Annotated in this window: 18 protein-coding genes and 1 riboswitch; of the genes, 13 read left to right on the top strand and 5 right to left on the bottom strand. The window is 69.9% G+C overall.

Features of this window, described 5'->3' with window-relative positions; genetic code table 11:
- Nucleotides 1–3: 3 nt before the first annotated feature.
- From ACFFJB_RS13215 to ACFFJB_RS13200, 4 genes are read right to left on the bottom strand one after another with little or no spacing between them, the layout of a single operon-like run.
- Nucleotides 4–888, bottom strand: coding sequence for a branched-chain amino acid ABC transporter permease (locus ACFFJB_RS13215; RefSeq protein WP_376831939.1), 885 nt, complete (start codon nucleotides 886–888; stop codon nucleotides 4–6).
- Between the two features lie 12 nt (nucleotides 889–900).
- Nucleotides 901–1,605 carry an ABC transporter ATP-binding protein gene (locus tag ACFFJB_RS13210; protein WP_376831937.1) on the bottom strand — a complete coding sequence of 235 codons (705 nt, stop codon included), beginning with the start codon at nucleotides 1,603–1,605 and terminating at the stop codon, nucleotides 901–903.
- A complete protein-coding gene (locus ACFFJB_RS13205) occupies nucleotides 1,598–2,404 on the bottom strand; it encodes an ABC transporter ATP-binding protein (protein WP_376831935.1) in 807 nt (268 codons plus the stop codon). The genes ACFFJB_RS13210 and ACFFJB_RS13205 overlap by 8 nt, the downstream gene beginning before the upstream one ends.
- A gap of 1 nt (nucleotide 2,405) precedes the next feature.
- Nucleotides 2,406–3,620, bottom strand: coding sequence for an ABC transporter substrate-binding protein (locus ACFFJB_RS13200; RefSeq protein WP_376831933.1), 1,215 nt, complete (start codon nucleotides 3,618–3,620; stop codon nucleotides 2,406–2,408).
- Nucleotides 3,621–4,201: 581 nt separating this feature from the next.
- On the opposite strand from ACFFJB_RS13200, the gene ACFFJB_RS13195 reads away from it, so the two are divergent.
- The 12 genes from ACFFJB_RS13195 (at nucleotide 4,202) to grpE (ending at nucleotide 17,723) form a co-directional block, all read left to right on the top strand.
- Nucleotides 4,202–5,527 carry a hypothetical protein gene (locus tag ACFFJB_RS13195; protein ID WP_376831931.1) on the top strand — a complete coding sequence of 442 codons (1,326 nt, stop codon included), beginning with the start codon at nucleotides 4,202–4,204 and terminating at the stop codon, nucleotides 5,525–5,527.
- 102 nt (nucleotides 5,528–5,629) lie between these two features.
- Nucleotides 5,630–5,707, top strand: a riboswitch (SAM riboswitch).
- A gap of 153 nt (nucleotides 5,708–5,860) precedes the next feature.
- Entirely contained in the window at nucleotides 5,861–7,048 is a 1,188-nt protein-coding gene (locus tag ACFFJB_RS13190; RefSeq protein ID WP_376831929.1) for an O-succinylhomoserine sulfhydrylase, read from the top strand.
- A 298-nt stretch (nucleotides 7,049–7,346) separates the two neighbouring features.
- Complete coding sequence (locus tag ACFFJB_RS13185; RefSeq protein WP_376831927.1) at nucleotides 7,347–7,583, top strand: Lrp/AsnC ligand binding domain-containing protein; 237 nt, start codon at nucleotides 7,347–7,349, stop codon at nucleotides 7,581–7,583.
- A gap of 85 nt (nucleotides 7,584–7,668) precedes the next feature.
- Nucleotides 7,669–8,871, top strand: a complete 1,203-nt coding sequence (locus ACFFJB_RS13180) for a glycosyltransferase family 4 protein (RefSeq protein ID WP_376831925.1) — start codon at nucleotides 7,669–7,671, stop codon at nucleotides 8,869–8,871.
- Nucleotides 8,868–9,581: a class I SAM-dependent methyltransferase gene (locus tag ACFFJB_RS13175; RefSeq protein ID WP_376831923.1), complete on the top strand. Its 714-nt coding sequence runs from the start codon at nucleotides 8,868–8,870 to the stop codon at nucleotides 9,579–9,581. The genes ACFFJB_RS13180 and ACFFJB_RS13175 overlap by 4 nt, the downstream gene beginning before the upstream one ends.
- A gap of 131 nt (nucleotides 9,582–9,712) precedes the next feature.
- Complete coding sequence (locus ACFFJB_RS13170) at nucleotides 9,713–10,279, top strand: Fur family transcriptional regulator (protein ID WP_376831921.1); 567 nt, start codon at nucleotides 9,713–9,715, stop codon at nucleotides 10,277–10,279.
- Nucleotides 10,280–10,392: 113 nt separating this feature from the next.
- A complete protein-coding gene (hemW, locus tag ACFFJB_RS13165; protein ID WP_376831919.1) occupies nucleotides 10,393–11,592 on the top strand; it encodes a radical SAM family heme chaperone HemW in 1,200 nt (399 codons plus the stop codon).
- A 137-nt stretch (nucleotides 11,593–11,729) separates the two neighbouring features.
- The gene (gene rsmI, locus ACFFJB_RS13160; RefSeq protein WP_376831917.1) at nucleotides 11,730–12,677 is read left to right on the top strand and encodes a 16S rRNA (cytidine(1402)-2'-O)-methyltransferase; all 948 of its coding nucleotides are present in this window, start codon (nucleotides 11,730–11,732) and stop codon (nucleotides 12,675–12,677) included.
- Between the two features lie 3 nt (nucleotides 12,678–12,680).
- Nucleotides 12,681–13,112 (top strand): YraN family protein, encoded by a 432-nt coding sequence (locus tag ACFFJB_RS13155; protein WP_376831915.1) that lies wholly within the window; start codon nucleotides 12,681–12,683, stop codon nucleotides 13,110–13,112.
- 111 nt (nucleotides 13,113–13,223) lie between these two features.
- Entirely contained in the window at nucleotides 13,224–14,165 is a 942-nt protein-coding gene (gene gshB, locus ACFFJB_RS13150; RefSeq protein WP_376831913.1) for a glutathione synthase, read from the top strand.
- Nucleotides 14,166–14,207: 42 nt separating this feature from the next.
- Complete coding sequence (locus ACFFJB_RS13145) at nucleotides 14,208–17,033, top strand: [protein-PII] uridylyltransferase (protein WP_376831911.1); 2,826 nt, start codon at nucleotides 14,208–14,210, stop codon at nucleotides 17,031–17,033.
- Between the two features lie 57 nt (nucleotides 17,034–17,090).
- On the top strand, nucleotides 17,091–17,723 hold the full coding sequence (gene grpE, locus ACFFJB_RS13140; RefSeq protein ID WP_376831909.1) for a nucleotide exchange factor GrpE: 633 nt from the start codon (nucleotides 17,091–17,093) through the stop codon (nucleotides 17,721–17,723).
- A gap of 73 nt (nucleotides 17,724–17,796) precedes the next feature.
- Here the strand turns inward: grpE and ispG are convergent, their stop codons facing one another.
- Complete coding sequence (gene ispG / locus ACFFJB_RS13135) at nucleotides 17,797–19,101, bottom strand: flavodoxin-dependent (E)-4-hydroxy-3-methylbut-2-enyl-diphosphate synthase (protein ID WP_376831907.1); 1,305 nt, start codon at nucleotides 19,099–19,101, stop codon at nucleotides 17,797–17,799.
- Between the two features lie 393 nt (nucleotides 19,102–19,494).
- Between ispG and ACFFJB_RS13130 the strand changes: the two genes are divergently transcribed.
- Nucleotides 19,495–19,956 carry a DUF2852 domain-containing protein gene (locus ACFFJB_RS13130; RefSeq protein ID WP_376831905.1) on the top strand — a complete coding sequence of 154 codons (462 nt, stop codon included), beginning with the start codon at nucleotides 19,495–19,497 and terminating at the stop codon, nucleotides 19,954–19,956.
- Nucleotides 19,957–19,965 lie beyond the last annotated feature (9 nt).

Below are 19,965 nucleotides of genomic sequence, written 5' to 3'. Positions count from 1 at the left end.
TGTTTATTCCTTCCCGAACAGGCCGGCCGGGCGCAGAAGCAGCACCAGCACCATGATGACGAAGATGACCGTGCTGGAGGCCTCCGGATAGAAGACCTTGGTGAGGCCCTCCACCAGGCCCAGCACGTAGCCGGTCACGACCGCGCCCATGATCGAGCCCATGCCGCCGATCACCACCACCGCGAACACGATGATGACGATGTTCTGGCCCATGAGCGGGCTCACCTGGTACACGGGAGCCGCCAGCACGCCGGCCAGCGCCGCCAGACCCGCGCCGATGGCGTAGGTGAGCGTGAGCAGCCGCGGCACGTTCACGCCGAAGGCCTGGACGAGCGTCGGGTTTTCGGTTGCGGCGCGCAGATAGGCGCCGAACTTGGTCTTCTCGATCAGCAGCCAGGTGGCGAGGCACACCACCATCGACGCCACGATCACGAAGGCGCGGTACTTCGGCAGGATCATGAAACCGAGGTTGTAGGCGCCCTGGAAGGTGGAGGGGATCGAGTAGGGCTGGCCGGACGTGCCGTACCAGTGACGGAACATGCCCTCGATGACGAGGGCCAGGCCGAAGGTCAGCAACAGGCCGTACAGGTGGTCGAGGTTGTAGATGCGGGACAGCAGCAGCTTCTCGATGACCACGCCGACCAGCGCGACGCCGAGCGGCGCCAGCACCAGCGCCGGCCAGAAGCCGATGCCCGCGTAACGGAGCAGGAACCAGGCGAAGAAGGCGCCCAGCATGTACTGCGCGCCGTGCGCGAAGTTGATGACGCGAAGCATGCCGAAAATGACCGCGAGGCCAAGACTCAGCATGGCGTAGAACGAGCCGTTGATGAGGCCGATAAGCAGCTGCCCCATCAGGGCCGGCATTGAGATTCCAAAGACGGTGACCATGCGTGGAGCGCCTTACAGACCGAGAGTTTCGTTGAGGCTTTCCATCCGGCCCTCGAGCTCGTCCGCCCGGAACGAGTCGATCATGTGGCCGTCTTCCATCACGTAGAAGCGGTCGGCCACCTTGCGGGCGAAACGGAAGTTCTGCTCGACCAGGAGGATGGTCATGCCCTTCTTCTTGAGGGCGCGGATGACGTCGCCGATGCGCTGGATGATCACCGGCGCGAGGCCCTCGGTCGGCTCGTCGAGCAGCAGGATGGTGGCGCCGGTGCGCAGGATGCGCGCGATGGCCAGCATCTGCTGCTCGCCGCCGGAAAGCTTGGTTCCCTGGCTGTTGCGGCGCTCCGCGAGGTTGGGGAACAGCTCGTAGATCTCGTCGAGGGTGAAGCCGCCGTCGGCCACCTTCGGCGGCAGCATCAGATTTTCATGCACGCTGAGCGAGGAGAAGATGCCGCGCTCCTCCGGCACGAAGCCAAGACCGGTATAGGCGATCTTGTGCAGCGGCAGCCCCATCAGGTCCCTGCCGTTCAGGCGGATGGAGCCCTGACGCCTGCGCAGCACGCCCATGATCGACTTCAGCGTCGTGGTCTTGCCGGCGCCGTTGCGTCCCAGCAGCGTGACCGTCTCGCCCCGGTAAACCTCAAGGTCGACGCCATGCAGCACATGGCTTTCGCCATACCAGGCCTGGAGGCCTTTCACCTCAAGCAGCGGCTCAGTCATCGTCGGACCCCATGTAGGCTTCACGGACGCGAGGGTCCTGGCTGACGGTCTCGTAATCGCCCTCGGCGAGGATTTCGCCGCGCTGCAGCACGGTGACGGCGTCGCACAGGTCCTCCACCACGTGCAGGTTGTGCTCCACCATCACCACGGTGCGGCCGCGGGCGGCCTCCTTGATCAGCTCGGCGATGTGACCGATGTCCTCGTGGGCCATGCCGGCCATGGGCTCGTCCAGCAGCATCACGTCGGGCTCGAGCGCCAGGGTGGTGGCCAGCTCGAGCGCGCGCTTGCGGCCGTAGGACAGCTCGCCGGCGATGTGACTGACGTAATGCTCGAGCCCCACGGACTTCACCAGCTCGAACGCCCGGTCGTTGAGCACCGAAAGCGCCTTCTCCGACCTCCAGAACTGGGTGGCGAGATGGCCCGGCCGCTGCAGGGCGATGCGCACGTTCTCCAGCACGGACAGGCTGGGGAACACGGCCGAAATCTGGAACGAGCGCACCACGCCCATGCGCGCGATCTCCGCCGGCGGCAGGCCGGTGATGTCGCGGCCGCGATAGGTGATGACGCCGCGGGTCGGCTGCAGGAACTTGGTGAGCAGGTTGAAGCAGGTGGTCTTGCCGGCGCCGTTCGGTCCGATGAGGGCGTGGATGGAGCCCTCCCGGATCGACAGGTTCACGTCCTTGACCGCCACGAAGCCCTTGAACTCCTTGGTCAGCCCCCTCGCCGACAGCACGACGCCGTCGCCCGGGCCGCCGCCAGGGGCGGCGGCGCTGCTGTTGTGTTTTTCCTGTGTCGTCATTTCATTTCGCCAGCGGGCAGCCGCTCTCCTCGACGGTCATGAAAGCCTGATCGCCCGGAATGGTCGCCAGGAGCTTGTAATAATCGAAGGGTTTCTTGCTTTCCGAGGGCTTCTTGACCTCAAAAAGATACATGTCGTGGATCATGCGGCCGTTGGCCAGCACTTTGCCGTTACGGCTGAAGGCGTCTTCAACCGGCATTTCGCGCAGTTTCGCGGCCACGGCGTCGGCGTCGTCGGTGCCGGCCGCCTCAACGGCCTTCAGATACTGGCGCACGGCCGAATAGGTGCCCGCCTGGACCATGTTCGGCATGCGGCCGGTGACCTTCATGTAGCGCTCGCCGAATTCGCGCGCCTTGTCGTCAAGATCCCAGTAATAGCCTTCCGACAGCACCAGGCCGTTGGCGGCCGGCAGGCCGAGACCGTGCACCTCGGCCAGGGTTACGAGCAGCGAGGCCAGCTTCTGGCCGCCCTCGACGATGCCGAACTCCGCCGCGGCCTTGATGGCGTTGGAGGTGTCCATGCCGGCGTTGGCGAGGCCGACGACGTTGGCGCCCGAATTCTGCGCCTGCAGCAGGAAGGAGGAGAAGTCAGTGGTGTTCAGCGGGTGCCGCACCTGGCCGAGCACGCGGCCGCCGCGCGACTTCACGAATTTCGCCGTCTGCTCCTCGAGCGAATGGCCGAAGGCGTAGTCGGCGGTCAGGAAGAACCAGTCCTTGCCGCCATTGTCCACGAGCGCGCCGCCAACGGCCTTGGCCATGGCGTAGGTGTCGAAGGCCCAGTGGAAGCCGTAGGGCGAGCACTGCTTGCCGGTGAGCTCCGCCGTGGCCGCGCCGGTGACGATGTTGATGCGTTTCTTCTCGCGCGTCAGCTGCTGCACGGCGAGGGCCGCCGACGAGGTGGTGAGCTCGACGATGGCGTCCACCTTGTCAGAGTCATACCACTGGCGGGCGATGGCCGAGGCGATGTCCGCCTTGTTCTGGTGGTCCGCGTCAACCAGCTCGACCGGAACGCCGAGCACCTTGCCGCCGAACTCCTCAATGGCGAGACGGGCCGCCGCCACCGAGCCCTTCCCGCCGAAATCCGCGTAAACGCCGGACTGGTCGTTGAGCACGCCGATGCGCACGACGTTGTCCGAAAATTTCCCGGCTGCGGGCTTGTCAGTCGCCTGCGCGAAAGCGCCGCCAGCGACCAGCGCCGACGCCGCCACAGCAGCCATGACGTACCGTCCGGCGCGGGCGCATTTATTGACCAATTCCGCCATATTCGGCCTCCCAAAACGGGCGCAGGCCCGTGTCCAGATCCCGGCAGGATTGACGCAAACGCATACGTCAACACCTTGGCGGGAACGCTAATGACCTTGCTTTCCAGCGACTTGTCAAGGCAGCGCCGCCGAATCGGGCCGCTGCCCCTGGCAATTGTCCAACAGCATGTTGTGAACAGCCCGGCGCCACAATTCGACATTCGGACGGAGGATAATTGGCGCCGCTGATTCGCCTGCGCCCCTGCCAGCGGGCCCCTGCGCGGCGGCGCGACGGCGGCGCGTGGCCGGCGGCCGGCGCATGGGCGCCGCGCCATCGCCCTGAAACGGCCAGGAATGGCGGCTTTATCAGGACACGCGGAAGGCGCGCCGGGCGCTGGCCGGAAACCGGCGGAAAGCCCCTCGCGCATTGCCTGACCGCAACGAATGCTGCCGTCACGTTACCCAGCGACAGCCCTGGGGCGGCGCGATCATCCTGATGTCCGCATGCCGGCCCCGGTTTATCCACCGGGCGCCCGCGACCGGGAAAACGGTGAACCATGGCTGAGGCGAAGAACCGGGACGGAGACACCTCCCGGCCCCAGAATGACAAGGCGACCAACAAGGCGACCGGCGACGGCGGCGCGAAGACCGCCGGCGCCGGACGGCGCGACGCCACGAAGGCGGCCCGCCGTGCGACGAAGGGCGCCGCCGCGGACGCAGCGCCTGCCCTGGATGGCGGCTCCGCCGACGCCGCGCCGTCCCCGGCGAAAGGGCGGAAGTCTGCGGCGGCGAAGCCTTCCGGCGCGAAGCCTGCGGACAGCGGCGCGGACAGGAGCAGGAGCGCGGACAGGAATGAAGCCGGAGCGGCCGCGGCGCCCCCTGTCGCCGGGAGTGGGACGGACGGGAGCGGCCCCGGCGAGGGAACGCCCGCGTCCGCCGCGACGCCCGTCGCCGACGGCGCCGCGCCGACGCCGGTTGTAACCCGCGACCAGCGCGCCGGCGCGCCCTGCCGCCCCGCCGAACCGAAGGCTGACTGGTCGCCCGGACGCAAGGACCGCGAAGCGGCCGGCGCGGCGGCGGTCGGCCCGGGCGGCGGCGCGCTGCGCGCCGCGCTGCTGGGCGCGGCCGGCGGCGTGCTGGCGGCGCTGGCGGTGACGGCGCTGTTCTATCCCGCCCCCCAGGGGAGCGACGACCGCGACGGCAAGGTGGCGACGGCGCTGGAGGAACTGGAGAAGCAGCGGGCGGAGGCCGCCAGCCGCGCCGCCGAACCGGACCGGATCGCCGCCCTTTCGGCGCGTATTGACGCGCTGGAGCAGAAACTGGCCGCCGCCCCGCAACCGGCGGAGGGCGACGACCGGCTGAAAGCCATCGAGCAGAAGCTGGCCGAGCTGGCGAAGCAGCGCGGCGCGCCGGCCGGCCAGCAGGCGGACAGCCGCAGCAACAGCGAGAGCATCGCCGCGATCAACCGCAAGCTGGAGGCGCTGGAGCAGCGGGTTGCGAGCCTGGCGCCGCGCAGCGCGGGCGCTTCCGCGCCAGCGGCGACGTCAGCTCCGGCCGCGTCTCGCGCGCCAGCGCCGGTCCCGCCGCGCCCGCAGCCCTACCCGCGGCCAGGCTACGGTCCGGAGGACGACGGCGTCGCCATGCTGCCGCCGGCGGCGGTTCCGGAGCCGCCGGGCGCCGCGCCCGCCGTTCCGGTGCGCGGCTGGGTGCTGCATAACGTCACTGGCGGCGTCGCCGTGCTGGAGGGGCGCGGCTCCGGCCTCGTCGAGGCGCGGCGGGGGCAGTACGTGCGCGGTCTGGGCCGCATCCTCGGCATCAGCCGTCGCGGCGACCTCTGGGTGGTGACGACGGAAAGCGGGGTGATCACCGCTCCGGTTTACTGACGCGCGGCTGGCGCGACGGGCCGCCGCGCGGCGCCCGGGCGACCTGCGACCGGAACGCCGCGCGACCCTGACTTGACGTCGCCCGGGCGCAGGCGTAAGTCACGGGCGCATCGTGGTGATTTGGCCGGCCGGCTTGCAGCCACGTTAAATAATTCGCTAAAGGGCCGAGGACGCTTTTCAGGACGACCCGGCCCGCCTGGCCGGGTTTTTTCATGTCCGCCCGGGTCGCGGCGTGGGGCGGCGTGCTCCCACCCTGGCTCCGACGGAGCGATGCCGGCGCACGCCGGATCACCGGTTTCCGCCCGCCGGAGACCATGCTGTCGGGAGACGATCGTGACGACAAGCAAGCGCCCCCTTCATCCGGAAACCCGCCTCGTGCACGCGGGATCGCTGCGGTCCCAGTACGGCGAGACGTCGGAAGCCCTGTTCCTCACCCAGGGGCACGTTTACCAGACCGCCGAAGAGTGCGAGGCGCGCTTCAGGGGGGAGAGCGAGGGCTACCTGTACGCGCGCTTCTCCAACCCCACCATCGAGATGTTCGAGCGGCGCATGGCCGCGCTGGAGGGGGCGGAGGCCGCCCGCGCCACCGCCTCCGGCATGGCCGCCGTCACCGCCGCCATCCTCGCCCAGGTGAGGGCCGGCGACCATGTGGTGGCGGCGAAGGCGCTGTTCGGCTCCTCGCGCTGGCTGACCGACGAGCTGTTGCCCCGCTTCGGCGTGGAGACCACGCTGGTGGACGGCGAGGACCTCGACCAGTGGCGCGCCGCCGTGCGGCCCAACACCAGAACCGCCCTCATCGAGAGCCCGGCCAATCCCACGCTTGGCATCGTCGACATCGCCGCCGTGGCCGACATCGTCCATTCGGTGGGCGGCACGCTGGTCGTCGACAACGTGTTCGCGACGCCGCTGTGGCAGAGCCCGCTGGAGCTGGGCGCAGACTGCGTCGTCTACTCCACCACCAAACACATTGACGGTCAGGGGCGCTGTCTTGGCGGCGTGATCCTGGGGTCGGAGGCCTTCATCCAGGCGCATGTTTTCAACTTCCTGCGCCAGACTGGCCCGGCCATGTCGCCGTTCAACGCCTGGGTGATGCTGAAAGGGCTGGAGACGCTGGCGGTGCGCGTGCGCCAGCAGACCGCCAACGCCGCGGCCGTGGCCGACGCGCTCGCCAGCCACCCCATGGTGACGCGCCTGATCTATCCGGGCCGCCCGGACCATCCGCAGGCGGAGCTGATCCGGCGGCAGATGCGCGGCGGCTCCAACCTGATCGCGCTGGAGGTGAAGGGCGGCAAGGCGGGCGCGTTCCGCTTCATGAACGCCCTGCAGGTGGTGAAGATCTCCAACAATCTCGGCGACGCCAAGAGCCTGATCACCCATCCGGCCACCACCACCCACCAGCGCTTCGACGACGCCGCGCGCGCCGCCATGGGCGTGACCGACGGGCTGCTGCGCCTCTCGGTGGGGCTTGAGCACCACGAAGACCTCATCGCCGACCTGCACGCGGCGCTGGACCAGATCTGAGGCCGCGAGGCGACGGGACGGAACGGCGCGCCTTCCGCTTCCGGACGGCGCGGCTTCTTTCAGCCCGGGCCGCATGCTAACAACGCCACGGGCGTCGCCGGCGCCGGCGGCCACATGTGCGCCGCGCGCCGGCGGCATTGGCGGGGAGGCGTCAGGACCGTCCGGCGCGCGCCCCCGTTTTTCCGGCAACGCGCATCCTGCGGCGAAGGCGAGAGGCCTTTTCCGCAGCCTGCGTCAGGGACGCGCCGGCCCCGCCCGGCGGGCGGGGGCGCGCCCCGGCAACCAGCGAGCGGCAGGCATGCAGACCTTCTTCGTGCAGATCAAATGCAAACTCGGCCAGACATACAACGTGGCCAGCGCCCTGGCTGACCGCGAGATCGCCTCCGAGATCTATTCCATCGCCGGCGACTTCGACATTATCGCCAAGTTCCACGTGGACCGCGACGTCGACATCGGCCATTTCGTCGCCGAGCAGGTGCAGCCCATTCCGGGCATCGCCGACACGCGCACGCTGATCACCTTCAAGGCGTTCTGAGCCCCCCGCTCCCGCTGCTCCGGCGCCCGGCGTCAGGCCCGGGGCCGGCCGCGGACGGAGAAGACAGAAAGCAGAGACGACAGAATTGCCCGCATCTCCTTCCGCCAGCGCTCCCGGCCCGGCTTCCGCGACCGGCGGCGCGCGCGCGCCGACCCTCGCCTTTCTGGTGACCGAAGACTGGTTTTTCTGCTCGCACTTCCTGCCGATGGCGCGGGCGGCGCGGGAGATGGGGCTTGAGGTGGCGGTCATCACCCGCGTGCGCGACCACCGCGCGACGATTGAGGCGACCGGCGCGCGCGTGATCCCGCTGGAGGCCGAGCGGCGCAGCCTCAACCCCGTCGCCGTCGCCGCCAATGTGGCGCGGCTCGCGGCCATACTGCGCGAGGTCCGCCCCGACATCCTGCACATGATCGCGCTGCGTTCGATCCTCGTGGGCGGCGTGGCGGCGCGGCTGGCGGGGGTGTCGCGCCGGGTGTACGCGCTCACCGGCCTTGGCTTTCTCGGCGCGCGCCGCGACGCGCTGGGCCGCGGCGCAGCCAGCCTCATCCGCGCCCTGGTGCGCGGTCCGCTGGAGAACGCCGCTACCTGCTATCTGCTGGAGAACCCCGACGACGCCGCCGACCTCGGCCTCACCGCGGACGATCCGCGCGTGGTGATCGTCGGCGGCGCCGGCGTCGATCCCGACGTTTTCACGCCGGCGCCGCAGCCGGAAGAGCCGACGTTGCGCGTGGCGGTGGTGGCGCGCATGCTGTGGTCCAAGGGCGTTGACCTCGCCGTGGAGGCGGTGCTCCGCGCGCGCGCGCGCGGAGCAGACGTGACGCTTTCGCTGTACGGCGCGCCGGACCCGTCCAATCCGCGCGCGATTCCTGAAGCCACGCTCCGGGCGTGGGGCGAGACGCCCGGGATCAGCTGGCGCGGCCGCACCAGCGACATACCGGGCGTGTGGCGCGACCATCATGTGGCGCTGCTGCCGTCACGCGGCGGCGAGGGCCTGCCGCGCACGCTGCTGGAGGCGGCCGCCTGCGGCCGGGCCATCGTCACCACCGACGTGCCGGGATGCCGGCTGTTCGTGCGCGACGGCGTCGACGGCTTCGTGGTCCCGCCAGACGACGCGGCCGCCCTCGCCGAGCGGCTCCAGCGGCTGGCCGCCGACCGCGCGCTCACCCTCGCCTGCGGCGCCAACGCCCGCGAACGCCTGCTTTCAGGCTTTACCGAACGGCATGTCATGGACCGGGTGAAAGCCATGTACGCCGCGCTGCTGGCGAGGAACGGGGGAGACAGGAGATGAGCGACGCGACGTCTGCTCCCGTCAGGATCGACGACCACGACGCCTTCATCCGCGCGCACACGGCGCCGGCCGCCGTTCCGCATGCGCCGGAAATCACCCTCTATCTGGCCACCGAGGCCACCGACCTGTGGCGCAAGACCGAGGAAGAGCTGGGCGAGATCGGCCTGCCGCCGCCGTTCTGGGCCTTCGCCTGGGCTGGGGGGCAGGCGCTCGCCCGCCATATCCTCGACAATCCGCAGCTGGTGGCCGGCAAGCGCGTGCTCGATTTCGCCTCCGGCTCCGGCATCGTCGGCATCGCCGCCGCCCGCGCCGGCGCGGCCGAGGTCGAGGCGGTGGACATTGATCCGTTTTCCCTCAGCGCCATCCGCCTCAACGCCGCGCTTAACGGCGTCTCGCTGCGGACCAGCGGCCGCAACCTGCTGGGCGAACAGAAAGACGGCGCATGGACCGACGCCAGCTGGGTCGATGACGGCTGGGACGTGATCCTTGCCGGCGACATCTGCTACGAGCGCGACCTCGCCGCGCGAGTGATCGCCTGGCTGGAGGCGCTCGCCGGCCGCGGCGCCGAGGTGCTGATCGGCGATCCCGGCCGCTCCTACCTGCCGAAGGAGCGCCTCGTCCAGGCGGCGACATATGAGGTGCCGGTCACGCGGGAGCTGGAGGACAGCGAGATCAAGCGCACCTGCGTGTGGCGGCTGCGACGGGACTGAGGCGCGCCGCCCGCCCGGTCATGGCCGCGCCGGCGCGATGATGTTATGTTGTCGCCTGTCGCGCGGGCGGGGGGATCGCCGCAACGGCGCGCGGCGCGGCGACGGGCGCTCCGCCCGGCGGACGGAAAACCATGGGCAAAGGGCACTCTCGCGGCGCAACGCACGATCATGATCATGCGGCCGCCCACCATCACAGCCACGGCCACGCCGGTCATGCAGACGGCTGCGCCCATGCGACGGAGCGGGCGCTGCAGGCGCCGGCCGCCCTCGCCCGGGCCGAGCGGCTGTGCCGCGAGCGCGGCGTGCGGCTCACCGACCTGCGCCGCTCGGTGCTGGAGGCGCTGTACGAAACCCACCGGCCGCTCGGCGCCTATGACCTTGCGGAGGCGCTCGCCGCCCGTACGGGGCGGCGCGTGGCGCCGATCACCGTATACCGGGTGCTGGAGTTCCTCACCGAACAGGGCTTCGTGCACCGGCTGGTGACGCGCAACGCCTTCATCGCCTGTCCGCATGACCATTGCGACGGCGAAGTCACCATGTTTCTCATCTGTACCCGCTGCGGCGGCGTGGACGAGGTGGAGTCCTCCGGCATCAACGCCGCCATCGGCGACGCCCTCCAGCGCTCGGGTTTCCGGCCCTCCGCCAAGATCGTCGAGATCGATGGAACCTGCGCCCATTGCCAGCTCGCCGCCACGTAAGCCCGCCCTGGTCCCGGATGGTCCGGAGCAGGGCGCTCCCCAGGCGGCGCAGCGCTCCCGGAACCAGCGGTCCCGACGGCGCGCCGCGCCACAGCCACAGGATACGGCCCCTCATGCTCACCCGGACTGACATCGCCCCGACGGCCGCGGCCGCAGCGGGGCGTCCGCCTTTCGACGCCGGATTCGGCGTCTACGTGCACTGGCCGTTCTGCGCCTCGAAATGCCCCTATTGCGACTTCAACAGCCATGTGCGGCGCGCGCCGGTGGACGAGGCGCGCTTTCTGGCCGCCTTTCGCGCGGAGCTCGCCCACCGGGCGGCGATCACCCCGGAGCGGACCGTCACCAGCATTTTCTTTGGCGGCGGCACGCCGTCGCTGATGCAGGGACGCACGGTGGCGGCGATCATCGACGCCATCGCCGCCCTGTGGCCGGTGGCCCCGGACGCCGAGATCACGCTGGAGGCCAACCCCACCAGCGTCGAGGCCGGCCGCTTCCGCGACTACCGCGCCGCCGGCGTCAACCGCGTGTCGCTGGGCGTGCAGGCGCTCAATGATCCGGACCTGAAGCGGCTGGGACGCCTGCACGGCACCGCCGAGGCGCTGGCTGCGGTGCGCGTGGCGGCGGACATTTTCGACCGTTACTCCTTCGACCTGATCTACGCCCGGCCGGACCAGACGCCGCAGGCATGGCGCGCCGAACTGGAGCAGGCCATCTCCCACGCCGTGGAGCACCTGTCGCTGTACCAGCTGACCATCGAGCCGGGCACCTGGTTCGACCGGCTCCACCAGGCCGGCAGGCTGAAGACGCCGGACGAGGATCTGGCGCGGGCGCTGTGGGACGTGACCCAGGAGACCTGCGCCCGCCGCGGCCTGCCCGCCTATGAGGTCTCCAACCACGCCCGTCCGGGGGCGGAGAGCCGGCATAACCTCCTGTACTGGCGCTATGGCGAATACGCCGGCGTCGGGCCCGGGGCGCACGGCCGCCAGGTGGGGCCGCAGGGGCGCCTCGCCACCGCCACCGAACTGGCGCCGGAAACCTGGCTGGACATGGTGGAGCGGCAGGGTCACGGGCTGAGCGAATGCGAACTGCTCGGCGCCGACGCCCAGGGCGACGAATTTCTGGTGATGGGGCTGCGGCTGAAGGAGGGAATTCTGCTCTCCCGTTTCGCCATGCTCGCCGGGCGCCTGCCGGACCAGGAGCGCATCCGCCAGCTGGCCGACGAAGGACTGGTCCGCCTCGACGGAGATCGCCTCGCCGTCACGGACAGGGGCTTTCCCCTGCTCAACGCCGTGATCAGCCATCTGGCGGCCTGAGCGGAAATTTTCTGTCCCGCCCGGAAGACAGGCAGGGGACTGCCCGCCGCAGGGGCCGGGCAGAGGACGATGTTCTCCCCCCGCCGTGATATGCTCCCCGCCGCGAACGCATCTCACGCCAGCCGCGCGGAACCAGGATGAGCGACACCGGAAAAAACCGACCCAGAGGCCGGATCATGCGCGAGGACGCGCCGGCCCGCTTCACGGCCTTCGGCCTCGCCGCGGAGGCGGAGCCCGTCGCGCCGGGGCTGCACATCGTCGCCACGCCGATCGGCAACCTGAAGGACATCACCTTCCGCGCCCTGTCCACGCTGGCGGCAGCCGACGCCATCATCGCCGAGGACACGCGCGTCACCCGCGTGCTGCTGGCGCACTACGGCATCACCACGCCGCTGCTGAACTATCACGAGCACAACGCCGCCCAGATGCGCCCGAAGATCATGAAGCGGCTCGCCGAAGGCCAGGCGCTGGCGCTGGTGTCCGACGCCGGCACGCCGCTGGTGTCGGACCCCGGCCACAAGCTGGTGGATGAGGCGCTGGCGCGAGGATTCCGGGTGACGGCGGCGCCGGGCCCCTCAGCGGTGCTCACCGGCCTGGTGCTGTCGGGCCTGCCCATGGACGCCTTCTTTTTCGGCGGCTTCCTGCCCACAAAATCAGCAGCGCGCAAACACCGGCTGCTCGAGCTGGCGGCGACGCCTGGAACCCTCGTGTTCTTCGAATCGCCGCAGCGCGTCGCCGACATGCTGGCGGACGCCGCCGAAGTGCTCGGCGACCGCCCCGCGGCGGTCGGCCGCGAACTCACCAAAATGTTCGAGGAGGTGCGGCGCGGTCCGCTGGGCGAGCTGGCGGCGCGCTACGCCGCCGAGGGGCCGCCGAAAGGCGAGATCGTCGTCATCATCGGCGGTCCGGACCGCGCCAGGGTCGCGGCCGAGGCCAGCGCCACCGTGGACGACCGGCTGCGGGCGCTGCTGGGCGCCCATTCCCTTAAGGAAGCGGTGGCGCTGGTGACGGCGCAGACCGGGCTGCCCCGCAAGGAAGTCTACGCGCGGGCGCTGTTGCTGGCCCGCGACCAGGACGGGGAATGAACCATGGCGCCGCTGGTCCGTCGCTCCGCTCCCGCAAGACGACGGCCCGGCGACAGCGCCGCGCGCGGCCTGCGCGCCGAAACCGTCGCCGCCTGGCTGCTGCGACTGAAAGGTTACCGCATCCTGGCGCGCCGCTATCGCGCCGGCGCTGGCGAAATCGACCTCATCGCCCGGCGCGGCGCGGTCATCGCGCTGGTGGAGGTGAAGACGCGCCGGCGCATGGACGACGCCTTCGCCGCCATTTCCGCCGGCAAGCGGCGGCGCATCGCCAGCGCCGCCGCGGTATGGCTGGCCCGCAACCCCCGCTTCGCCGGGCATACGCTGCGGCTGGACGCCGTGTTCGTCGGCGATCTCTCGTGGCGGGCGCTGCGCGCCGGAGCGGTTCGCCTCCCCGTCCATGTGGCGGACGTCGCGCCGCTGGCGCTGTATGCCTGAGGCGGGCGACGCACCCGGCCATTGCGCCGGCCGGGGCGGAGCCATAACCTGCGGAACGCCCGCGGGCGACGCCTGGCGCGGGCTCCACCAAAGCAGCGGAACGAGGCCGAAATGGTCCTGAATGTTGCGGTCCAGATGGACCCGATCGAGCGCATCAACATCGCCGGCGATTCAACCTTCGCCATGCTGCTGGAAGCGCAGGCCCGCGGCCACCGGCTGTTCTATTACACGCCCGACCTGCTCTCCATGCGCGACGGCGTGGTGAGCGCGCCCATGCGCGCCCTTCAGGTGCGCGACGTCGCCGGAGACCATTTCACCCTCGGCGAGCCGGAGCGCATTCCGCTCGGGCAGATGGACGTGGTGCTGATGCGCCAGGACCCGCCCTTTGACCTCGCCTACATCACCGCCACCCACCTGCTGGAGCGCGTCCATCCGAAGGTGCTGGTGGTCAATGACCCGGCCGAGGTGCGCAACGCGCCGGAAAAGATCTTCGTCACCCGCTTCACCCATCTGATGCCTCCCACGCTCATCAGCCGGGACAAGGCGGAGATCGAGGCGTTCCGGCGTGAGCACGGCGCCATCGTCATGAAGCCGCTCTACGGCCATGGCGGCGCCGCGGTGCTGCGGGTGCTGCCGGAAGACCCCAATTTCGGCTCCATGTTCGACCTGTTCTCGGCCACCTTCCGCGAGCCGTGGGTGATCCAGCGCTTCGTGCCGGAGGTGACCGCGGGCGACAAGCGCATCATCCTCGTCGAAGGCAAGGCGATGGGCGCGGTGAACCGCGTGCCCGCCCCCAACGACATCCGCTCCAACATGGTGCGCGGCGGCGCCGCCAACGCCACAGAGCTTACGGAGCGTGAGCGGGAGATCTGCGAGACCATCGGCCCGGAGCTGGCGAAGCGCGGGCTGATTTTCGTCGGCATCGACGTGATCAACGGCAACCTCACCGAGATCAACGTCACCTCGCCTACGGGCATCCGCGCCATCCGCCGCATTGGCGGCCCGGATCTTGCCTGCGCGCTGTGGGACGCCATAGAAGCGCGCCGGTCCTGACGCAAGGTTAGCGCCAGCCGGCGCGGCGCAAGGAGGACGACATTGACCCCCGGGCCGGAACACGCCGCCGCAGCCGCAGAGCCCCCCGTCGGGGAGCCGGCGATCAATCCCGCGCAACTGGCCGGCGCCGCCATGGCGCTGGCGCGCCAGCATGGATCAGACCACGCCGGCCTGCGGCGCGACATGCTCGCCCTGTTCAGGAAGGCCCTGCAGGATGGCCGCGCCGAAGCCAGGGCGAAACTGCGCGAGGAACGCGACGGCCTGCGCTGCGCCCGGCGGCTGTCTCACCTGACGGACTGCGTGGTGCAGGCCCTGCACGCTGTTTACACGCAGCACGTGTTTCCGGTCAGCAATCCGTCCACCAGCGAACGGCTGGCCATCGTCGCCACCGGCGGTTATGGCCGCGGTGCCATGGCGCCGGGCTCGGACGTGGACCTGCTGTTCCTGACGCCGTGGAAGCCCTCGCCGTGGATCGAAAGCATCGTCGAGGCGGTGCTGTATTTCCTGTGGGACCTGAAGCTGAAGGTCGGCCACGCCACCCGCTCGGTCGACGAATGCATCCGCGAGTCACGCGGCGATCTCACCATCCGCACCTCGATTCTGGAGGCGCGCCTCGTCTGCGGCGATCCGGAGCTGTTCGACGAGCTGACCGCCCGCTTTGACCGGGAGGTGGTGGAGGGAACCGCCGCCGAATTCGTGGAGGGCAAGCTCAACGAGCGCGACGCGCGCCTGCGCCAGGCCGGCGCGGTGTCGCGCTATGTGGTGGAGCCCAACGTCAAGGAGGGCAAGGGCGGCCTGCGCGACCTCAACACGCTGTTCTGGATCGGCAAGTATGTCTACCGCGTGCGCGACGCGCGCGAGCTGGTGCGGGCCGGGCTGTTCCTGCGCCAGGAGTACGCCCGCTTCGCCGAGTGCGAGGAATTCCTGTGGCGGGTGCGCTGCCACATGCACTTCATCGCCGGCCGGGCCGAAGAACGTCTGTCCTTCGACATGCAGCCGCTGGTGGCGCAGGAGCTGGGCTACACCGACCGCGGCGGTCTCAGCGGCGTCGAGCGCTTCATGAAGCGCTACTTCCTCATCACCAAGGAAGTGGGCGACCTCACCGCCATCGTCTGCGCCGCCATGGAGGCGCAGCACGCCAAGAAACGGCCGATGCTGGACCGCTTCATCACCCGCCTGAAGCGGCCGGCGCGGCTGCGCTCGCCCGACTTCGCCATTGACACTGACCGGCTGACGGTGCGCAGCGACGAGGCGTTCCGCAACGATCCGGTCAACATCCTGCGGCTGTTCTGGCTGGCGCAGCGCCACAATCTGGCGCTGCATCCGCATGCGCGCCGGCTCGTCACCCGCTCGCTCAGGCTGATCAACAAGGCGGTCCGCGAAGATCCGGAAGCCAACCGGCTGTTCCTGGAGATCCTCACCTCGCCGAACTCGCCCGAAACCGCGCTGCGCGCCATGAACGAAACCGGCGCGCTCGGCCGCTTCATTCCCGAATTCGGGCGCATCGTGGCGATGATGCAGTTCAACATGTATCATCACTACACGGTGGACGAGCACCTGCTGCGCGCCGTGGGCGTGCTGTCGGAAATCGACGCCGGCCTGCTCGGCGACGAGCATCCGGTGGCGAACCGGATTTTCCCGACCATCCAGAACCGGCGCGCGCTCTATGTCGCCGTGTTCCTGCACGACATCGCCAAGGGCCGCCCCACGGACCACTCCATCGCCGGCGCGGCGGTGGCGCGGCGGGTGTGCCCGCGTCTCGGCCTCACCCGCGCGGAGACGGAGCTGGTGGCGTGGCTCATTGAACATCACCTGCTGATGTCGATGACGGCCCAGAGCCGCGACCTCGCCGATCCGGTCACCATCAGCAGCTTCGGCTCGGTGGTGCAGACCATGGAGCGGCTGAAAATGCTGATGGTGCTCACCGTGGCCGACATCAAGGCGGTGGGCCCCGGCGTCTGGAACGGCTGGAAGGGAGAGCTGATCCGCACGCTCTATTACGAGACGGAAAGCTACATCACCGGCGGCCATGGCGACGCGGCGCGCAGCGAGCGCATCCGCAACGCACAGGAAGCGCTGCGGGCGGAGCTGCCCGACTGGGACGACGACGCCTTCAACGCCTACGCGGCGCGGCACTACCCCGCCTACTGGCTCAAGGTGAACCTGGAGCGGAAGGCGCGCCACGCCCGGTTCATCCGCGGCTCGGAAGCCGCCGGCCTCTCAACCGCCACCATGGCGACCACCGACCGCTTCCGGGGCGTCACCGAACTGACGGTGATGGCGCCGGATCACCCGCGGCTGCTGGCGATCATCGCCGGATCCTGCGCCGCCGCCGGCGCCAACATCGTCGACGCGCAGATCTTCACCACCGCCGACGGCACGGCGCTCGACACCATCCTCATCTCGCGCGAGTTCGACGAAGACGAGGACGAGCTGCGGCGGGCGAAGCGCATCGGCGACGCCATGGTGCGGGCGCTGAAGGGCGAGGTGAAGATCGGCGATCTGGTGGCGGCGCGCGGCTCGCGCAGCCGCACCCGGCCCTTCAAGGTTGAACCCGAAATCGTTTTCGACAACAGCCTGTCCAGCAGGGAGACGGTGCTGGAGGTCTCCGGCCTCGACCGTCCCGGCCTGCTCTATGACCTCACCACCGCCATCGCCGCGCTCAACCTCAACATCTCGTCGGCGCACATCGTCACCTTCGGCGAGCGTGCGGTGGACACGTTTTACGTCACCGATCTCACCAACGCCAAGATCACGGGGGCCACGCGCCAGGCGGCGATCCGCCGGCAGCTGGCCCGGGTGCTGGCGCCTGAACGGGAGGAACCTGCCGGCGGCCGCAGGACGCCCGTTCGCGCCGCCGGTCCTTGATTTTACCCTCCGGGCATCTGATATGCCGGAGGAGCATCCCTTAACCATCCGAGTGACATGAACCAGAAGCCCAACGATCTTGAGGATACGGAAGTTTCCTCGCCGGCCCAGGACAACGCCGGCCAGACCGCTCCGGAGAGCGCCGGCGACGCCGGAGGCGAGGCCCAGCGCGATCCCTCGGACGTGATCGCCGCCCTGGCCGCCGAGAACGCCGAACTGAAGGATCGCGCCCTGCGCGCCCTCGCCGAGGCCGAGAACATGCGCCGGCGCGCGCAGAAGGAGGTGGCGGACGCGAAGGCATACGGCATCACCGGCTTTGCGCGCGACATGCTGACGGTGCTCGACAACATCGGCCGCGCCCTTGAGGCGGTGCCGGAGGCCGAGCGCGGCGGGCTGGACGAGCGGATGCGCGGCCTGGTCGAAGGCATCGAGCTGACCCGGCGCGACATGCTCAAGACGCTTGAGCGGCACGACGTGAAGCTGGTGGCTCCGCTCGGCGAACGGTTTGATCCCAACCTGCACCAGGCGATGTTTGAGGCGGAAGATCCCTCGGTGCCGACCGGAACGGTGGTGCAGGTGCTGCAGGCTGGCTTCACCATCGGCGGGCGCGTGCTGCGCCCGGCGCTGGTCGGCGTCTCGAAAGGCGGCCCCAGGGCCACGGCGCCGGAATCCCAGGCCGGCCAGGCCTGAACAGTTTCTTGAAACGACGGACATGAAAACGCCCGGAGCAGGCCTCCGGGCGTTTTCGCAAGCGCGCGGGCCGTCAGCCGGTGGCGGCGCGCCGGTCGCCGCCGGCGCCGAAGCGACGCTCGATATAATCCTCCACCAGCCTGCGGAAATCGGCGGCGATGGTCGGGCCGCGCAGGGTGGCGGCCTTGGCGCCGTCAATGAACACCGGCGCCGCCGGGCTCTCGCCCGTGCCGGGAAGGGAGATGCCGATGTCAGCGTGCTTCGACTCGCCCGGCCCGTTGACGATGCATCCCATCACCGCGACGTTCAGGTTCTCGACGCCCGGATAGCGTCGGCGCCACGCCGGCATGGAGGCGACGATCCACTCCTGGATGTCGCGCGCCAGCTCCTGAAACACGGTGGAAGTGGTGCGCCCGCACCCCGGGCAGGCCGCCACCAGCGGCACGAACGTGCGGAAGCCCATGGTCTGCAGCAGCTCCTGGGCGGCGCGCACCTCCAGGGTGCGGTCGCCGCCAGGCTCGGGCGTCAGCGAGAAGCGGATGGTGTCGCCGATGCCCTCCTGCAGCAGCACGCCGATCGCCGCCGAGGAGGCCACGATGCCCTTGCTGCCCATGCCGGCCTCGGTAAGACCAAGGTGAATGGCGTAGTCGGCGCGGCGGGCCAGCTCACGGTAGACCGCGATCAGGTCCTGCACCGCCGACACCTTGGCGGACAGGATAATGCGGTTGCGCGGCAGGCCGATCTCTTCGGCGCGCCGCGCCGAACGCAGCGCCGACTGCACCATGGCCTCACGGGTGATGGCCCTGGCGTCGCGCGGGCTGGGCGACGCGGCGTTCTCGTCCATCAGCGCGGTGAGCAGCTCCTGGTCGAGCGACCCCCAGTTGGCGCCGATGCGCACCGCCTTTCCGTGGCGGATGGCCATCTCGATGATGGCGCCGAACTGGCGGTCGCGCCTGTCGCGGAAGCCGACGTTGCCAGGATTGATGCGGTATTTGTCGAGCGCCTCCGCGCAGGCCGGATGATCGGCCAGCAGTTTGTGGCCGATGTAATGGAAGTCGCCGACCAGCGGCACGTTGACGCCGATGCGCGCAAGCCGCTCGCGGATGCGCGGCACGGCGGCCGCCGCCTCGTCCCTGTCCACGGTGATGCGCACCAGCTCCGAGCCGGCGTTGGCCAGCGCCGCCACCTGGCGAACGGTGGCGTCAACGTCGGCCGTGTCGGTGTTGGTCATGGACTGGACCACCACCGGAGCGCCGCCGCCCACCTGAACGTCGCCGACCATGACGCCGACGGTGCGGCGGCGGGGCGCAGGTCCGGCCACGTCAATAGCGCTGGCCTGTGCGAGAAGCGGCTCTGGCTGCTTGTCCTGGCTGGTCACGGCGGCGTCCTGTTGCGCGTCCCGCCGGCGACTGGCGCGGCGGGCGAACTGTCCGCGGCGTTTATAGCGGGGTTTCGCGCTCCGTCACAGGGCGCCGCTGCGGCGACATCATGACCGCGCCGCCACGACGCCCTCCCCGGCAAGCGTGGCCAGAACAGTGTTTGCTGGCGCGTTTCATGTTTTTCGTGGTCGTTCCGTAAAATTTTCGCCGGCGCCGCTTGCGATGACGTAACGCGGCCACGATCTCATGTCACATGTGGAGCCAGACGCGCCTTCTGAATCCTTGTCCTTACGCAAGGGCAAAAGAAGGATTTTTTCCGGAAATGCGCTGTCCGGCGCCCGCGCCGTTTTGGTCAGACGTCCCGGCAGGACGTCTCAACTGGAGAAACCGTCATGACCGACACCGCTTCGCCATCATGGGACGCCCGGCGATCCGGCGACAGGAGCTGCCGGCCGCCACGGCGCGCGCTGGAAATCGTCGGCATCGTCTTCGCCTTTGTCTGGTTCTGGCCGCTGGCGGTCGCCTACATTGTCTGGAAGCTGATGGGGTATCCCGTTCCGGCCGAATTCGCCGCCTTCATGGAGCGTAACTTCACCTGGCTGCGCGGCTCGCCGTTCGCGGCCAGAAGCGGGGGCGCGGGCGGCGGTCCGGCCGCGGGCCCCACCGGCAACAGCGCCTTCGATGACTATCGCCGCAGCGAGCTGGAGCGGCTGGAGGCCGAGCGCAGGCGGCTGGATGAGGAGGCGCGCGAATTCAGCGCCTTCCTCGACGAACTGCGACAGGCCCGCGACCGCGAGGAGTTCGACGCTTACATGCGCCGGCGGCGCCAGGCCGCGCCGGCCGGCAGGGCCTGACCCCCCGCG

It is taken from the genome of Camelimonas abortus (assembly GCF_042432745.1).
Lineage (GTDB): Bacteria > Pseudomonadota > Alphaproteobacteria > Rhizobiales > Beijerinckiaceae > Camelimonas > Camelimonas abortus.
Note: the sequence above shows the minus strand (reverse complement) of the source record. Positions and strands in the feature narration are given on the sequence as shown.

Coding starts and splice junctions, on each gene's coding strand:
- ACFFJB_RS13210 (WP_376831937.1), bottom strand. CDS start 1,605: ATGACTGAGCCGCTGCTTGAGGTGAAAGGCCTCCAGGCCTGGTATGGC.
- ACFFJB_RS13200 (WP_376831933.1), bottom strand. CDS start 3,620: ATGGCTGCTGTGGCGGCGTCGGCGCTGGTCGCTGGCGGCGCTTTCGCG.
- ACFFJB_RS13195 (WP_376831931.1), top strand. CDS start 4,202: ATGGCTGAGGCGAAGAACCGGGACGGAGACACCTCCCGGCCCCAGAAT.
- ACFFJB_RS13155 (WP_376831915.1), top strand. CDS start 12,681: ATGGCGCCGCTGGTCCGTCGCTCCGCTCCCGCAAGACGACGGCCCGGC.
- ACFFJB_RS13185 (WP_376831927.1), top strand. CDS start 7,347: ATGCAGACCTTCTTCGTGCAGATCAAATGCAAACTCGGCCAGACATAC.
- ACFFJB_RS13170 (WP_376831921.1), top strand. CDS start 9,713: ATGGGCAAAGGGCACTCTCGCGGCGCAACGCACGATCATGATCATGCG.
- ACFFJB_RS13175 (WP_376831923.1), top strand. CDS start 8,868: ATGAGCGACGCGACGTCTGCTCCCGTCAGGATCGACGACCACGACGCC.
- rsmI (WP_376831917.1), top strand. CDS start 11,730: ATGAGCGACACCGGAAAAAACCGACCCAGAGGCCGGATCATGCGCGAG.
- ACFFJB_RS13130 (WP_376831905.1), top strand. CDS start 19,495: ATGACCGACACCGCTTCGCCATCATGGGACGCCCGGCGATCCGGCGAC.
- ACFFJB_RS13215 (WP_376831939.1), bottom strand. CDS start 888: ATGGTCACCGTCTTTGGAATCTCAATGCCGGCCCTGATGGGGCAGCTG.
- ACFFJB_RS13205 (WP_376831935.1), bottom strand. CDS start 2,404: ATGACGACACAGGAAAAACACAACAGCAGCGCCGCCGCCCCTGGCGGC.
- gshB (WP_376831913.1), top strand. CDS start 13,224: ATGGTCCTGAATGTTGCGGTCCAGATGGACCCGATCGAGCGCATCAAC.
- grpE (WP_376831909.1), top strand. CDS start 17,091: ATGAACCAGAAGCCCAACGATCTTGAGGATACGGAAGTTTCCTCGCCG.
- hemW (WP_376831919.1), top strand. CDS start 10,393: ATGCTCACCCGGACTGACATCGCCCCGACGGCCGCGGCCGCAGCGGGG.